This window comes from Rhizobium sp. FY34 (genome assembly GCF_005222845.1).
Classification (GTDB): domain Bacteria; phylum Pseudomonadota; class Alphaproteobacteria; order Rhizobiales; family Rhizobiaceae; genus Neorhizobium.
Map to the genome: position 1 here is coordinate 1 of NZ_STFZ01000037.1, position 15,754 is coordinate 15,754.

Consider the following 15,754-nt stretch of genomic DNA (forward strand, 5'->3'; position numbering starts at 1 on the left):
AAATCTCCGGTTTGCAGTTCGCACCAGAGATTCTGATTCATTGCCGTTTGGGAAGCCCAAGAGTCGCAGTCAATGAGGACGCGTATAACTCCAGTGCTTGAAGCGCAACCGGATCTTGCCGCTCGTGTTCATGCCCGGCTCGAGAAGGCGCTCGGGCACGGGGTGGATGTGCTCAATGCGCAGCGGGACACGCTTGATCGGTTGACGGCGGTGCTGTTCGAACAGCAAGCGATGGATGGCGAGGCGGTACTGGATATCCTCAAAGTCATCTGAGCCAATGCGGCCAACACGACATAGCCTGCAAGCGGGACCAATGCGCGATAGTGGCAAGCTGTAGCCAGTTACGGCAAGAAGGGTTTTTGACATCAAGGTCGAATTTCAACAGATATTCTAAAACTCGAACAAAAACCGAAGCCCAACAGATTCTAAAAGCGGCACGGCTACCTTTCGCTGCGACAACGGTTAGCTATCCATGAAGCTAAGAATTTCCATTCGTTAAGATATGTCATCCGCTCCTCTGCAGACAGGCAGAATCTGATTTTGTCTTGCAAGGCTTCTTTGAGTGCGACTGCCCCAACCGACAAGATGACAAGGCGATCGCCGCGCAACATAAAAAGGCGCTGCCCGCTACTATCAAAAGTCGCACTGCGGATCTGGTCATCACGCAAAGTATACAGGGGGGCGTCACTTGGGCGCGATAAATCAAAAACGTGTATCGCGTTGCCTATGTCTAAAACCGCGAGAAACCGACCGTCCTCGGTAGCCCGCGCTTGAACGTTGTTGCCGCTCGCTGTGAGATCAAGTCGAAGCCTCCTCACCTCGCTTCCCGCTGGACAGCCGAAGGCTGAGCACACCGCAGTGTATTGTGTGTCCCCATCAGCCAGAAAGAACTGCTTACCCGCGCGCCAGTCGGCGCGCACTTCAACCTTTCCCGTGGTCGTTTTGTCGAGCGCATTTACAAAAAGGGGCTGAGATGGCTCAAGATCTTCGATCGCTTCGTAGGCCTGATCGCTTACGATTGGCTTGTCATTTGAAACGGAAGAATAGACGGCCTCCGCGCCTGGATATTCTCCCTCTTCGTGTGCGAAGCCAGAGTTAACCTCGAAGATTCGAGCCGTGCCGTCTAAGCTTCCAGTCAGCAGCAACTGCTCATCAGGACTGAACGCCATGTCGAACACGCGCTGGGTATGTCCTAAGAGTGACCTCTGGGCCCCGGTGTTGACTTCAAGAACTTGGATCGTGCCGTCATGCTGTGCCACCGCTGCAAGATTGCCGGAGTCCGAGAAGCTGACACGGACCATGTTGCCATCGTATTGCCAATCGGTCGCAAATTTCTCTTTAAGCTTCTGCGATGGCTTTAGAAGGCTAAACAAGTCACCTCTGCCATCAATGTAGCCTGCGCAATTGGGCGAAATCAAATACGGAGCATTGCCGGATAAACGAATTGCCGGTTGCGTCAATTCTCGGCCCACAAACACAAGCTCATCGCCCTCTGCTATAGACCAAGCTCGACCATCCGAACACTGACCCAAGCTTAGGGATGTTCCCTCTTTCATCACCCTGGTTTTATCAACCGATACCAGGATATTGTTCGAGTAGCGCACGTGGATATGATCAAACTTGTCGAATGCCAGATCCTTGATCTCGCCCCTGCTGGGCATTGGGATTTGAACGATCGAGCTCGGGGCACTCAGGATGCTGATCGAGTTCTGTCGAACGATAGCAATTTTTCCTGTTGGCGAAATCGCGAATGGATGCCTGCTGTCCTCTCCTGACGAAGAGTTAATGCATCTCACGGCTGAATTTGCTGTTACTGAGGCGATTGCGTTGATCGGAAAAATCCGTAGACAATGGCGCCAGTCGATGGTTGCAAGAAAGTTGCCTTCAGGACTTACTCGGATGTCCGACAGCGGTATTGTGCCCGCCGCGAAGCTATCATGTTCTTCCGGTGTGTCTGCCGTTCTCGCAGGCAAGATCGTTTGTTCGCTGCTAAACGTGTCCCAAACATACCCCATTCCATTTGCGGAAGCCACGGCAAAACGATCGTTTGAAAGCCAGGCTACACCGGATACAGCATCACCGACGACGTAACGCCAGACAGTTGGAGACGACGAAATCTCGAATGCTTCAAGTTGCTGCAATATACTAGGGTCAGAGAACCATCGTCTTTTTGCCTCGGCTAAGAGCATTAAGGCCTCAGTCGGTTGCCTTTGCGTCAGCGCCTGTACGCCTTTTAGCTGCCGCTCTGTTGTAGCCAACTGCGACTGCAAAAATGCCGCCGCTATTAGGGTAGCAAAGCAGAATGCGACGATCCCAATGGCGAGAGACCGTAATCGGGCCCGTTTTACGAACCGAAACGTCTGAATCAACCGAGTGATAACCGCGGCGGATGGCGTGCTGGTTACCTGATCTTCGGCAAGCCAAATGCGTTGTCTAAGCAAAGACAATACAGAACCTGTGCCGTTCGTTCTCAAACTTGGATCCAGGAATACTGGCACCACGTGGCGGCCACGCGCAGCGAAGCCATCCACTTCGCTGCGAACTGCGGAAGAAGCCAGTGCCCCTGGCGTGGTCACCACTACGAGTGCAGCGCTACGTCGCAGCGCTAAACTAAGAGCAGATCCCAGCTCTGTGCCGCCGGGCATCTCGCTGTCGTCGAGAAAGCATCTGTAGCCTGCATTTCGGAGCGCCGTTGCAAGCGCGTGGGCATATGGACGGCCATCAACCCAAGCATAAGAAACAAATACATCGTAGCCGACCAAAGCATCCCAAAGAACGCGCGACAAATGCCAATTCGATGGTGTAAATCGCCTCCAATAGCTTGATGCCTGCATTTCCCAAACTCCTATGCACGACAGACGTTATTGATACTTGCGCAGGCTTAGGCTTTTCAAGCTCGTCATCGGCCCGGAAAAACAGGTGTCGCCTGAAATGCGGATTCAGTTCCCAAAGACATTGCTGACGATCACTAGCGGTTCGCAGGCGCGCCTTTCATCGCATCTTCAATGTAAATAGCCTGCATGCGAAAGCTTATAGTGGCTCAGTGATCACCACAATGGCCTCCGTTATTATCCTATGAACTACCGCTTGTTCGTGCTGTATTCTTCGAATGGTTGTCAGAACATCGCGAGTTGCTGATTAGAACTGGAGCTGGACGGTAAACCATACAGTCCCTCTATCCCGGAAATGAAATCGCTTTGTCCACCATAGCTAGGGTGACGTACCTGCATCGCGTCGATTCCAAGATCGGCAAGTGCAAGCTGGGCGTCCCGCCCGACCGCGACCACTACCCTCGGGTTGAGAGCCTCAAGGAGCCACGTGAGCAGGGGTCGGCAAGCATTGCGCTCAGAGCGAGTATGGCAGCGATTAGACTGTGGGTCACCGGGTTCATGCGGATGAAGAGGAAATACGTTCCAGAGGAACACGGGGCGCTGAATGCGGTTAAGTGTTTGCCAGATCACGCTAGCAGTTCGTTCTGCCAACGCCGGGCCTTTGGTCGCGCGGACAAGGGGCAGGTCGCCATACAGCACGGAGTGATCCGTCAAGTGGGCTTCATCGGTGAGGGCAAGACCAGTACGCCGCCCACCACGATATCCAAGATCGCGGGCGATCCAAATGGAATCGACTTTCCCTTCGATTGCTGCGTCAAGAACGAGCTTTAAGTTTGTCCGCCGGATGGCAGGGGCGTCGTCCTGATCAAAGTCGTCGCAGGCGTCAGAATATGGATTGAAGGCATCCTTGAACGAGAGATCGGCCAGTTTCTCTACAAACTGAGCGGTGTTCATTGTGGAAGCTCCTCTATCGACAGCGACCGCTTCTCTACATCAACCTGGACCCGACCGCGACGTTTTTCTCTGAGGTATCGGAATGCATGGTTGCCTTGAAGGATAGCGTCTTCCCACAACCAAAGAGGAGAGGCGTGGACCTCATACCCACGGACAAATTGCCGGACGTTTTTCAGGAGGGTCAGACTGAGGTCACCTGGCTTCTGATTGGCGAAGAAGTCGAAGTCTTTCGCGATTCCAAAAACATAGGTGGCTACACCTTCTTCGATGAGCACCGCGCGAGCGCCATCTTCGCCCTCATCGACGCGGATTTTGCTCTTACGCTTCCGCTTGAGAAGCGCACGAGTGACCGGAGACCACCCAAGGACGGCTGCATATGCATAGTGAAATACGTCGTGAAACCGGTAATCGTCTGGCTCCATAATATTGTCAGTCAGACGATCACCGATAAACAAGCCGTTGCAGCTCTGGAGCACATACCTTTTATCGTTGCTCGCTTCGCGTTCGTAAATGTCAATGTGCAAGGTTCGCGGTAACTGTTCATCTGCAGGGAAGGCGCCATCGAACAATTCGGGATACACCCGCTCCTGAGGCCACCGATCCTCGGTCTTCTCAAGATTTGCGCGGGCGGCAGCATCTAGGATTATCTCTGCCTCATTTGCCGCCTGGACAAGGTGCTGCAAAACGTTGCTCAATCGCATCTGCAGGAGAACTTTGTCCCCATGAGATCCATCGACGGCAGCAGCAAGTTCGCCGGTCACGGCCGCCAGACGCAGAAGTGTTTTTTCGAACTGAGCGCTTGGAGTATTCAGGGGTAGGGAATGCTGTGGCTGTAAGGCGGAGAACGGCAAATCTGTGCCGGATCCATCGCTCACCAAGGAAGCTAGTTTTATGTCTGCATGATTGGCAATAATCGCCAGGTACCAGAGCGTGTCCCCGAGTTCTTCAAGGACCGTCTGCTCGTAGCCGATGATGGCCGCCGTATCGCGTTGCCGCTTCTTGACTTCACTGAGGAGACTTCCAACTTCGCCGACAAGCCCCAAAACCGGTAGGTCGAAGCCGTTGCCTTTGTCGCGCGTTCGGTCGCTCCGTGATGCCAGCGTTTGATATTCGTTCAGTCCGAGCGATCGAGCAGCCATCGAAAATCCTCCTTATCATAGGTCAGCCGCGCAAACGGTGATCCACGCCCCCACTTGGGCCAATCGAATCTAGCCAAGCAGCCAGCTTTTTCTGCAGTTGTGACTTCGACACTGCAGTCGAGACACCCCCCCGCCGAATGTGCCTTTGCGAGGATCCCAGAATACGAACTCACGGACGAGTGGCATTTGAAATAGTTGCCTCGACGCGATCGACCGCCTCCGCCACGGATCCAGTATTCGGCACAACTTGGACCTGATATTTGTTGCTCTCTTCGGCTGCGAGCCTGGCGTAACTGCTGCGAAGTTTATGCCAGTAGGATAGGTCTTCTCTCCGGTTAATCGGGCCGTCACGGTCGATGAGAAATGCGGCCGCTGGTTTGATTTCGCCCCACACGGTTTGTTCGGCGACAACGAGCTCTGCCAGCGCCTTTTGGTCACCACCACCAACGCTGCCGTATACAAGGGTCGACCACCAAAACCTGTCGAGGACAACGTACTTTCCGTCTGCAATCCATGGTCTGATGCGCGTCTGGATTACATCGATATGCGCCGCGACATGCAGTGTCTGTCGAGCGAGTTCCGACATGACCTTGATGCCAAATTCTTCAGGATCGTGATGGATGCGATAGATGGCGTGACCAAGCGTCCCCTCATCGCGACCTGGAAAACTGAGGAATTCGAAGGCGGTGCCTGCAAACTTTTCCTTCAGTGCCTGCACGACAGTTGTTTTGCCGACCCCATCGGGGCCTTCGAATATGAACAATTTTCCGGTCATAAAACTTCCCCGAACCATCGCACACTAATTCAACCCATGGTATAAGATTCGTCAAGCAAGTGGAGAAGGGAAATGGCAAATAGGCGTCACGTTTTTATTAGTCATCATCATGCCGATGACGAACACGTCACAAGGCTTACCGACTCCCTCAGCCGAAAGGGGTACGAGATCCGAAACAGTTCAATCCGCGCAAAGCCAGCCAACAAAGAGCGCCTAGCCAAGGGCCTGGTGAGTGACAATGCGATCAAGCGTCTTCTCAGGATGAAGATGTCTTGGGCGTCGACGGTCATCGTTTTGATCGGAAAAGAAACCCACGCGCGGCCTTGGGTGAATTGGGAAATCAAGAAGGCTCACGAACTCGGCAAGCGGATTGTCGGTGTGTTCACCAGAGGTGGTACCGAAGCTGACATTCCGCCGGCTTTTGAGGACTACGGTAGCGCTCTTGTAAACTGGAACCCGGACAAAATAATCGACGCCGTCGAGGGCGTGGACAATGATTTCCAGGAGCCTGACGGGTCTTCACGCGCTCCTGTCCACGTCCCTTCCACCTCGCGCTGCTGATCTATGGCCGTCTACATATATGTTGTCGCGCGGGACTTTGGTTTTGCGCCGAACCCATTCCATGGCGTTTGCACGCTCGCAACCTGCAAGCCAGTGGTCCGAAAAATGGCCCGGGAGGGCGATTGGATAATCGGGATGGGTGGTGCCAAGCTCGGTGCTGTCGGGCGCTGCGTTTTTGCGATGCAGGTGACCGAAACGTTGACCTTTGACAATTACTGGGCCGATCCGAGATTTAGAGACAAGCGGCCTGTCCGAAACGGAAGCCGAACGATGATGCTGGGTGACAACATCTATCGTCGGCACGACGGCATCTGGCAGCAGTTAGACTCCCACCACAGTCGCCCAGACGGCTCTCCTGATATCCATAACATCAAGACTGATACGGGGACCGATCGCGTGCTGATCTCGAATCACTTCTTCTATTTCGGCAAGCAGGCGCCGGAAGTTCCAAAGGAAATTCTCGAAAACATCCGCTACAAGAATGCCAGAGGCCATCGGGTGTACCCTGAAGACGAATGCTCGGACTTTCTTGACTGGCTGAATACGACGTATTCGTTGAACATGAACCGGCTTATCGACGATCCGTTCCAATTCCATCAAAGCGCCGCCCGATATTCAGTTAGTGATGACAAGATTTTCGACTAAGGGGCTGACGCCTTAAAGCTACTCGGTCACCTTCATTTAAGTCTACTGGCCGCTGATGCTCGAAGAACCAGAACTGCTGCAATTGAGTCGCCAAACGATCCGGAGGCCGGAGTGACAAGCTTAAACATCAGATCGAGACTGCCTGCTCGGTCCGAAACGGGCCTCTTCGGCCCAGAGTTTCTCGAAGCCTATGGCAGCAGCGGATGGACGGAGGATGCGTCCAACAAAGCCGCGGCCCATCAGTTCAGGACCGAACTCGTTTCTCGAATTGCTACTGCCCGTCTTTCCTACGGACGTGGTGTCGAAAAGCGCGCCTTGCAGAGCATAGTTGAGCTATTCAAGAGGGCGCGGGAGATCACTGCGGAGAACGTCGGATGCGGCACGTTCGAGATCCTGGTCTGGCACACCCTCAACTCATCAGTCAGGCCGTTCACGGCAAAATGGCATCCATTGAGTGTGAGCGGTGCACTGGATGCGCTTGATTCCAGCGATGACTTTCGAGCCGAACTCTATCGCGTCCAAGGCGTCCTGCGGGAGTTGGAGCGTGGTCTCGCTTTGTTAGAAGGTGGATCAACGTCTTATAACCCCGGCCTATCAATCGGACGACGCACGCTAGAAGAGGGGCTGCCGGATGCCAAATGGAGACCTGCTGGTGGCATCCAACCTTTTGCCGAGTTGGAGCAACAAGCCGTAGGTGATCGCAGGTCGACTTACAAAATTGACCGCGATGATTGGGCGGCGGGGCTTGCCCTGTCTGGTGGTGGGATTCGTAGCGCCACGTTCTCCCTTGGCGTTCTTGCTGCACTTGCCCGTCGCAACCTCTTGCCGGAATTCGACTACCTTTCGACAGTTTCAGGCGGCGGATATGCCGGGTGTTTCCTAACATCCTTAATCGGCCGGGCCGATACCACTGAGGATATCGGACTCCGCTTTGATCAGGAGCCATTTAAGCGAACCGAGCAAGAATCAAAATTTCTGATGGGGGTTCGGCAGCGGGCCAGCTTTCTTTCAGGAGGTTCTCTCGAACGTCTGCTTTTGGTCATGCGATCGACCTACGGAATCTTCGTGAACGTACTCGTCTTGATCGCTGCAATCGCATTTTTCTCCGCGATGGAACGCGCCGTCCGAGTGGCCCTAGAGCACATCAACGTCTCGACTTGGCTAGGTTGGGTTTTCCCAATTGCAGCATTGATCATACTCAGTGCAGTTTCGCGAACACAAACGCTGCAATTAAAGGATGTCACGAGATGGCACCTGTTGTTGGGTGCCATGTTTTGCTTGCCACTCATGTGGATTGTTCTGGGGGCTTTTCACAACGGAATTGCCTGGCTAACGAAAAATTTCGTTTCGACATTGGGGATGGACGATCTGTCCGCGACCCTTCTCGTTGGCGGCGTCGCTATAGCGATCCTTGGTGCAGTGTTTGCGACGTACGCGAATGCTCGTTCCGTTTCGATGACGATCTTAACAGTGCTTTTGCTTCTGCTTGTCGAACACGCCTTCTATACGATTTTCGGCCAGCAGCCCCCCCTTTACACCCTCTTCGCTTTAGGCTTCATGGCTGCACTGGGCGTTTTTCTCTGGTGTGCAGTCGATGTAAATGAGACTTCTCTTCACCGCTACTATCGGGCTAAGCTCGCTACCGCGTTTATTCATGCCAACGCTGGTGAGACACCGCCGCGACTGAGCGACTTCGAAGCAAAGTTTTCCTTCTTTCCGATCGTCAATTGCGCGTTGAATGCTCCGGGATCAGAAGAACCTAAAATGCGTGGTCGACTGTCGGACGTATTCGCTTTCACGCCGATCATGACCGGAAGCAACCTCATCGACTATCATGACACCAAGGTGTGGGAGCAACGAAATCCGACGCTTGACCTGGCGGCGGCCATGGCTCTCTCTGGTGCCGCTGTGTCGCCGCAAATGGGATTGCGAACCACGCGACGCGCGAGTTTCTGGCTAACGTTGATAAACGCGCGACTGAATGCGTGGTTGGAAAAGCCTGATGGCGATGAAAACGAGCGGGCTGAAGAGCGCCGGAGTTGGTGGCATCGAGGGCCAGGGCTTCGTTATCTCATTCATGAATATATGGCGAGCGCTGACGAGCACCTCCCCTACGTCAACATTTCCGACGGTGGGCACATTGAAAACTTGGGTGTCTATGAGTTGCTAAGGCGTCGTTGCCGGTACATCGTCGCAATAGATGGCGAGGCGGATCCTCGTATGACCTTCCATGCGCTGACCAATCTGCAGCGACTTGCATATATCGACATGGGCATTCACATTGATGCCGAACTTGACGAATTGCGCGTGCTGGAATCGGGCTTCAGCCGCTCACATTTTCGGTTTTGCAAGGTTCGCTATCCGACTGGAAACGAAACCCAGCCATGGGAGATCGGATATCTCCTTTATGTGAAGCTTTCATTGACTGGCAACGAAAGCGAATTCTTGAGGAGATATCGCCTTGACGAGCCAACGTTTCCGCATCACTCGACCGCTGATCAATTCTTCACGGAAACGCAATTCGAAGCCTATCGCTCGCTCGGCGAGCACATCGGCGACAAGCTTTTCATGGAAGCCATTATTGAAGAACTTGCGGCCAATCCATCCGTGGGAGTGAAAGAGTGGATGGAGAAATACGCTAAGAATTTTATGGATCAAAAATAATAAGAAGGTGTACACTCGGCTCGCGATCCGCGGGCTTCTAGGTGACTTTAGAAGCACTAGCTGGTGCGGTGCGGTGCGGCAATGATCGGTAACCCCTTCAATCAAAGGCGGCAAGTGCGGCGAAACATCTTCGTTAGTTACCATCACGGTGGCGATCAAGCCTACTGTGATAACCTCTCAGAAAAGATGCATGACAGTCTGCAACTACTTACCGACAATTCTCTCGAGAGACGCATAGACAGCAGCAACCATGACTACATCATGCGGCGCATCAGGGAATATCACCTCCATGGTAGCTCCTGCACAATATTACTCTGCGGAGAGAATACGTGGCAACGTAAGTACGTTGACTGGGAAATTCATGCATCCTTGTCTCAACAGATGGGATTAGTCGGTGTTTTGCTTCCGATGCTACCGCTATTAGCTAATAACGGTACGGAGAAGCCATCACGCCTTCAGGACAATATCGATAGCAAATACGCCGTTTGGATCTCGTGGAATGACATCGTTGCCAACCCGGTGGCGCTAACCGATGCTATCGAGAGAGCAAATTTGGCTTCCAAGAGGCTGATTGACAACTCGCGACCCCGAATGGAACGTAACCTATGAATGCGGATATCGGATCGCCTGAGGTCCATCGTGTTATCGATCTGCTTCGTATCCACGTGATATGGGCAGATGGATCAGATGACGGTGCACGGATCGCTGAGCTGGTATCGAAACATTTCGATGGAATAGGCATGGAGAGGGACGGCGTTGCCTATCGGGTGCCCGTGCGTTTTGCAAGTACGCCATGGGATGGCATCTCCGCCCTACCAGCCGCTGTCGATTTAGCTCGTGCAGAACACAACGCGATCATACTACTCCATGACGACGTTATGCAAGAAAACGTCGACGAATGGGACGTTTACATCAAGCAGACGAGAGAGGCGATCGCTGCGCGCGGCAATGTCGACTTCATCATTCCTTTTGGCAGTCCTTCCGGTGATCCTGTGCTGCCGTCTGATGCGGCGGCCAAGATTCAGTACGCTTACCGAAAGGCTTGGGCACGCGGGAGGATGTCAGTCGCCGCCCGAGATAGTCGACTGCTCCTACATACGCTCTACCAAATTCGGCGTCGATTAGCTCTCTTGGGAGGTGGAGACGGGCAGGAAAAGATTTTCGTGAGCCACGCTAAAGCGGATGGCGATGCTACGGCCTCGGCAATTGTCGCCTTCGTGAACGATAAAAGTCAGGATGTGTCGCTCCATACATTTTACGACGCGAAGGAGTTGAACCCTGGAGAGGATTTCAGCGATCGCTTCGAGGAGGAGATTGGCAAAGGCACGCTTCTGGCGATCGTCTCTGACGCATATGACTCTAGACCGTGGTGCGTGTTTGAACTCACCACGGCTAAGCGAAAGCGGCGGCCGATCGTACTTGCTGACGTTGGTCAAAGGCGAACTAGTCGGACATATCCGTATGGTGCAAACCTGCCGAAAGTCCGAGTCTCTTCAATGCCTGGAACTACTGAATGGATTGAGCCGCTATTGGTAGAGGTTCTGTCGGAGGGATTGCGTTGCGACTTGTTCGAGAGGCAGGCAGTGCGCATAACCAAGGATCGCAATCAGGCTCTGATGCTTCCCCGGCCACCGGAGCTCTTCGACTTGATAGATGCGAAGACGTTGCCAGGTATCATCGTCTATCCCGATCCCCCTTTAGGTCAAATTGAGGAGGGACTTTTGGTCAAAGCTCTCAGTGTGCTGTCACCCTCGACGCGGCTAGCCACACTTGGGGAGCTATCATGACAGCACTTAAGGGCTGGCTAGTGGCGCTCTCGGTGAGCGATGCGCCAGATCGGGCTCGCCTTGGCCTGCCAGCTCGGGAGGTTGACCGAGCACTGTTCTCGATATGCACTGTTCTGGTCCGCGCCGGTGCGAAGATTGTCTATGCTGGTAACCTCGACCCTAAAGGACTGACATTTTCGATGTTCAGGCATCTGGCTGGCGCCTACTCTTCTGGCTCTGAAGCGCCTTTTATACACATAGTACCCGAACCGATTTTGCGCGGCGCATCGTTCGTTGAGTTTAATAACGCTCTACGAGAGGGGGCGTCAGTAGTTAAAACGCTGATTCACTTCCAAAACGCGCTATTGCTTGCTCGCTCTGTTGATGACGGTCTACGTATTGGTGAAGGTCCGTCAAGGATCCGTCTTGCTGATGACGAACAGTTCAGGGCGTGGCTTGGTCTTGTAAAGGCTGTTGAAACTGCGACGGCTTACTCCTCTGCGAGAAAGGCGGTTACCGGTCTTAGTAACGCTCGTATTCTACTCGGAGGTAAAATGGGCTTGTTAGACAATCCGCAGGATGCATACCTCGGAGCGATGCCAGGTATTGTCGAAGAGGCAATTTTTGCTCTTGAGTCCGGCTTGCCATGTATCCCGCTCGGTGCCTTCGGCGGCGCGTCGCGAGACGTGGCCATTGCTCTTAACATTTTACCTCAACGGATGCGGATTCCGCGAGGCGCGCAATTGCCAACTTATGATATGTCTCTCAAAAGTGTCACTCAGCTGCGTGACCGAATCCCTGCACAGTTGCGCAAGACCTTGAGCGCTCTAGCCGATGATGATCGGAGCGAAGCAATGGCCTATGATGTTGCCCGAACTCTGAATGAATGGATCGACCTACGATAGCAATTGCACGAAGTAGCGAATCCGAATCCAACTTGCCGAACTCTTATGAGACTGCGCCCGAACGAATTATGGCGCCCTAGCGTTGACTAGCATCTGGCAACCAGACCCTTCTTAACGCTTACGCTTCCCGCGGCCATGTATCACGATTTGCGTTGAATTGGCCTGCGGATGTCAGCGGCAATTTTGTCCAGCGAATTCTTTAATTGGTCTTTTTTTCCCGAGTAGTACACTAACGTTGACAAGAGCGGGGCCTTGCTGCGTAATTCGTCATCAGTTACCCCTTCAACTAGTACATAAAGTCTCAATTCCTTTCGTCTTCTTTTGTCCATCAAGAATGATCTCTCTTCTGTCGCCCAGCTTGATTTAAGATATTCAGTTGTTACTAGCAATATGGCGCTCGTTGAATCGGCCATGGCTTTCTCGATCTGCGAATAAACTCCCTCACCGCCCCGATCAAAATCTTCGTCATAAATAATATTTACGTCTAATTCTCGTAGATGAAGCGCAACACTTTCCGCCAGCTCCTTGTCTTTTCTTGCGTATGATAAAAATGTAATATTAGGATCTCTCCTAATTTTGTCCAAGGCGCGTCGCCTTAGCCTATCGGCCATACGAACCATATAAGTGACGGCCACTTGTGGGTAGGACCGATGTTCCACAATCTCTTGTTTGAAACGTGCATGGTTGTCGACCACCTGGTGTTCACGATCGTCATGATCGGCCGTGTGTATCGGCAGGTAGACGAGCATTAACTGCACCTCTGGCTTCTGGAACGCGGGAGAGGTTTGGGCAGCATTAAGGTGATCTTTGAGGTATGTTCGGCAGCGCAATTTATGAACCTCAAGCTCTACTGGCAGTAAAGTGTCTTGAGTATATAGAAAATTCAGAAGTGCATAGTACCAGCTATAAGAGCGGTATGTTTCGTATTTGTATTCCTTTTCGTTGTTGTTGAACATCGCATTAAATACGAGCACCAATTCCTGGAAACTGTTGAGAAGTCTGTCCTCGTTGCCAAAACTTCTAAAAAATATATACTGCGAAAATCGCATCAATATTTCTGAAATTTGAAAATCTTTCGACAATGGGTGTGCGTGCCAAGAGACATAGTCACTAGCTTCTCCAAGCTTGAATACGTCCATTAACGCGCGTCTAGCTCCTGAGAATTCGTTTTGTAGAAAAAAGCTTGAGGCAAGTCTAATTCCCACCAAAGGATCCCAAAATATTCTGTCGTCTGCTGTCCTTTCATTTTCTTTTGATAGAACCAGGCTTCGTGCAATGTGATCGAACGTTTCTACTCGCTCATAAATCTTAGACGCCAGCTTCAGGCATCCTTGCGGATCATCCACCGAGGTCATGAAGGCTGCTTCACCGACAAGATCGACTAGGTCGAGCTTTTTATTCAGGCTGACTGCCACGGATTTCGGAAGTGATTTCGTCTTCGAAAACAAAGCTACATAAGCAAGGAACAGATAGAATAATCTCTCTTTTCCCCAGAGCTTTGTGTCAAAAGGCTTTCTTGATTTGGCCTCCTGGATTTCTTTAGATTGATCTATTAAATCGTATAACTTTAATATTTCGCTAACTACAAGATCTGCAGCAATATCCTGGCCGTGTTCTTGGAATATTTTTTCAACATATCGAAATCTCGCTTCAGCATCCTCCTCTGAGGGATGAAAGAATCTGAAGCGTATCGAATTTATGTCCTTGCTTCTTCCTGTGTAAGAAGGGGGCGGTATGTCTTTTTCTTTGTTTACATTCCGAATAAGACTCCTAAGTCTGTCGACGTTGTAATAGGCAAACTTGAGCCCGGTAAACGCACCTTTTAGTACATCGATTCTATCGCGGGCCTCCGTACTGAACGGGCCTGCGCTAACATCCTTGTATACAAACCTATGTTCTTCCTGTGCCCATAGATGATCTGTAATGGTGCGTATTTGGAATTCTATAGGAAATATTCCGAGGAGACTTTTTTCGAAATCTCCGAATTTCTCTTCGTAGAGCTCAAGCAGATACTCGCTTTCGGCTCCGTCGCGGATTCTTTCACTTTCGCTTACCCAAGCCCCACCTGCCGCCAAACCATGTAAGAGGAAATTGTCGACTTTGGACGCGAATTTAACGTAGAAATGCAAAGATTCGTAGTTCGATGTTTTCGACTTCTTCTCAACTTTTCTCTTTTTAATTGAAGAAGAGTTCAATTTCGCTATTATTGACGAAAGGTCATCATGTATGTCTTTTGATAGCGTATATTCACGAAATGGTGCGGAATAATATTCCAATCCTTCAGCTTGCACCTCTAAGCTTTCCACGTGAAGTATATGATTGAATATATTTTTCTCTACTTCTCCGTTCATGCAAATTAATCGCACGCCAATCAGATCTTTTACAGCATCAAATATGTATAATTCGCGGTCTCCAAACTCTGACTGCTTCTTTATTATTTGTTTTTGTAGTTTTGAGTATGCGGATGCTGATGTCTTCTGGCGAATTTCGAATAGGACATCACCTTTGAGACCAAATCGACGTATAATTCCGATTATCTCAAGCCGAATCCTCGTTTCCAGGAAGTCTAGAATATTTTGAAATATTTCACTTTCGTAGCTCTTTCTAAATTCGGAGTCAGACAACTCGTAATACTGCGCTGCGGTTAACCTCAAAATTTGTTGATCTTCCAAGAGGCGGCCTCCCCAGTATCCTTGTGCTACTAACTTCAAAGGTTTTTTGGGGATCTGTCAACAAGCTTGGGTGGTATTGATAGATCGGCTCGCGCTGTATCTAATTCATTGGCAGCGTGACGCTCAAAGGCCGGTCTTGGAATGGTTGCTTGTTCTGGTGAAAGGCTTGAACGTAGTAGTGTGTGCGGGCATGAAGCCTGCTCAGGCGAGGCGTTTGGTGCTTCTGCGCGCCCTGCTGCCTCGTTTCGAGCGGCTCATCCGCGACAATGCTCTGATAGCGAAACAGAGATGGCGGAGCTTGCCGGATGGCTGGGGGGGGCTACAGGTTATCATGCCCAATGTTCTGGACCGCAGTTTGCCGCAGCAAGACCGGAACGCCGATCTGGGACTAAGTCAACACTGAAATCGGGCTCTCGTACGGCCGTGTCGGTGAACGTATAACGCTGACGATCGCCAGTTCATCAAGACGCGTAACCACCCCAGAGGCCCTACCGACGGTTCATATGCCCCAAGGCAGTAAGTTTACAAGTCTCGGTGCCATCAGGCCCCCGCAACCACTTCAAACATAAATCAATAACCGCTCCCATCTGAAGGGGGCGGTTTTTGCGTTCTAGTGGGAGATCGGACAGGGAGGCGCGGCAGATGAACTGCAGGTTCCCGCCGACCTTGATCCTGCGCATCGTGTCGTCATCTTGGTCCTATCCCGTGACCGGGTCGCACCGCCTGTCATCGTAGCAAAGAACATGTACACGCTCTAATACGCGTCCTCATTGATCAGAACCCATTGGCCCATTCTCTGCGTCCGATAGACATGATCCGCCATGGCTGGCTTTCGAGTTTGC

At 51.8% G+C, this 15,754-nt stretch carries 12 protein-coding genes; 7 read left to right on the top strand and 5 right to left on the bottom strand.

All coding sequences use genetic code 11. The features are described 5' to 3' along the window. The first annotated feature begins 72 nt into the window (after nucleotides 1–72). A complete protein-coding gene (locus E8M77_RS23710) occupies nucleotides 73–273 on the top strand; it encodes a hypothetical protein (RefSeq protein ID WP_137133096.1) in 201 nt (66 codons plus the stop codon). Between the two features lie 167 nt (nucleotides 274–440). Here the strand turns inward: E8M77_RS23710 and E8M77_RS23715 are convergent, their stop codons facing one another. The 4 genes from E8M77_RS23715 to E8M77_RS23730 all read right to left on the bottom strand — a co-directional run bounded on the left by E8M77_RS23715 (nucleotide 441) and on the right by E8M77_RS23730 (nucleotide 5,699). Beyond that, nucleotides 441–2,834, bottom strand: a complete 2,394-nt coding sequence (locus E8M77_RS23715; protein WP_137133097.1) for a TIR domain-containing protein — start codon at nucleotides 2,832–2,834, stop codon at nucleotides 441–443. A gap of 282 nt (nucleotides 2,835–3,116) precedes the next feature. Next, the gene (locus E8M77_RS23720) at nucleotides 3,117–3,785 is read right to left on the bottom strand and encodes a uracil-DNA glycosylase (RefSeq protein ID WP_137133098.1); all 669 of its coding nucleotides are present in this window, start codon (nucleotides 3,783–3,785) and stop codon (nucleotides 3,117–3,119) included. Beyond that, on the bottom strand, nucleotides 3,782–4,924 hold the full coding sequence (locus tag E8M77_RS23725) for a nucleoside triphosphate pyrophosphohydrolase family protein (protein ID WP_137133099.1): 1,143 nt from the start codon (nucleotides 4,922–4,924) through the stop codon (nucleotides 3,782–3,784). The genes E8M77_RS23720 and E8M77_RS23725 overlap by 4 nt, the downstream gene beginning before the upstream one ends. Before the next feature lie 169 nt (nucleotides 4,925–5,093). Next, nucleotides 5,094–5,699 carry an AAA family ATPase gene (locus tag E8M77_RS23730; protein WP_170975983.1) on the bottom strand — a complete coding sequence of 202 codons (606 nt, stop codon included), beginning with the start codon at nucleotides 5,697–5,699 and terminating at the stop codon, nucleotides 5,094–5,096. Nucleotides 5,700–5,771: 72 nt separating this feature from the next. Between E8M77_RS23730 and E8M77_RS23735 the strand changes: the two genes are divergently transcribed. The 6 genes from E8M77_RS23735 (at nucleotide 5,772) to E8M77_RS23760 (ending at nucleotide 12,240) form a co-directional block, all read left to right on the top strand. Then, a complete protein-coding gene (locus tag E8M77_RS23735; protein ID WP_137133101.1) occupies nucleotides 5,772–6,260 on the top strand; it encodes a TIR domain-containing protein in 489 nt (162 codons plus the stop codon). Between the two features lie 3 nt (nucleotides 6,261–6,263). Beyond that, nucleotides 6,264–6,905 (top strand): hypothetical protein, encoded by a 642-nt coding sequence (locus E8M77_RS23740; protein WP_137133102.1) that lies wholly within the window; start codon nucleotides 6,264–6,266, stop codon nucleotides 6,903–6,905. Between the two features lie 111 nt (nucleotides 6,906–7,016). Further along, entirely contained in the window at nucleotides 7,017–9,569 is a 2,553-nt protein-coding gene (locus E8M77_RS23745; protein ID WP_246659387.1) for a patatin-like phospholipase family protein, read from the top strand. 81 nt (nucleotides 9,570–9,650) lie between these two features. Continuing rightward, nucleotides 9,651–10,178 carry a TIR domain-containing protein gene (locus E8M77_RS23750; protein ID WP_137133103.1) on the top strand — a complete coding sequence of 176 codons (528 nt, stop codon included), beginning with the start codon at nucleotides 9,651–9,653 and terminating at the stop codon, nucleotides 10,176–10,178. Beyond that, nucleotides 10,175–11,356: a toll/interleukin-1 receptor domain-containing protein gene (locus E8M77_RS23755; RefSeq protein WP_137133104.1), complete on the top strand. Its 1,182-nt coding sequence runs from the start codon at nucleotides 10,175–10,177 to the stop codon at nucleotides 11,354–11,356. The genes E8M77_RS23750 and E8M77_RS23755 overlap by 4 nt, the downstream gene beginning before the upstream one ends. Next, nucleotides 11,353–12,240: a hypothetical protein gene (locus E8M77_RS23760; RefSeq protein ID WP_137133105.1), complete on the top strand. Its 888-nt coding sequence runs from the start codon at nucleotides 11,353–11,355 to the stop codon at nucleotides 12,238–12,240. Before E8M77_RS23755 ends, E8M77_RS23760 begins: the two co-directional genes overlap by 4 nt. A 140-nt stretch (nucleotides 12,241–12,380) precedes the next feature. Here E8M77_RS23760 and E8M77_RS23765 read toward each other — a convergent pair whose 3' ends face one another. Next, nucleotides 12,381–14,912 carry a toll/interleukin-1 receptor domain-containing protein gene (locus E8M77_RS23765; protein WP_137133106.1) on the bottom strand — a complete coding sequence of 844 codons (2,532 nt, stop codon included), beginning with the start codon at nucleotides 14,910–14,912 and terminating at the stop codon, nucleotides 12,381–12,383. Nucleotides 14,913–15,754: the final 842 nt, after the last annotated feature.

What these genes read in the sequence shown, in the direction of transcription:
- E8M77_RS23710 (WP_137133096.1), top strand. Translation starts at nt 73, where the DNA reads ATGAGGACGCGTATAACTCCAGTGCTTGAAGCGCAACCGGATCTTGCC.
- E8M77_RS23715 (WP_137133097.1), bottom strand. Translation starts at nt 2,834, where the DNA reads ATGCAGGCATCAAGCTATTGGAGGCGATTTACACCATCGAATTGGCAT.
- E8M77_RS23720 (WP_137133098.1), bottom strand. Translation starts at nt 3,785, where the DNA reads ATGAACACCGCTCAGTTTGTAGAGAAACTGGCCGATCTCTCGTTCAAG.
- E8M77_RS23725 (WP_137133099.1), bottom strand. Translation starts at nt 4,924, where the DNA reads ATGGCTGCTCGATCGCTCGGACTGAACGAATATCAAACGCTGGCATCA.
- E8M77_RS23730 (WP_170975983.1), bottom strand. Translation starts at nt 5,699, where the DNA reads ATGACCGGAAAATTGTTCATATTCGAAGGCCCCGATGGGGTCGGCAAA.
- E8M77_RS23735 (WP_137133101.1), top strand. Translation starts at nt 5,772, where the DNA reads ATGGCAAATAGGCGTCACGTTTTTATTAGTCATCATCATGCCGATGAC.
- E8M77_RS23740 (WP_137133102.1), top strand. Translation starts at nt 6,264, where the DNA reads ATGGCCGTCTACATATATGTTGTCGCGCGGGACTTTGGTTTTGCGCCG.
- E8M77_RS23750 (WP_137133103.1), top strand. Translation starts at nt 9,651, where the DNA reads ATGATCGGTAACCCCTTCAATCAAAGGCGGCAAGTGCGGCGAAACATC.
- E8M77_RS23755 (WP_137133104.1), top strand. Translation starts at nt 10,175, where the DNA reads ATGAATGCGGATATCGGATCGCCTGAGGTCCATCGTGTTATCGATCTG.
- E8M77_RS23760 (WP_137133105.1), top strand. Translation starts at nt 11,353, where the DNA reads ATGACAGCACTTAAGGGCTGGCTAGTGGCGCTCTCGGTGAGCGATGCG.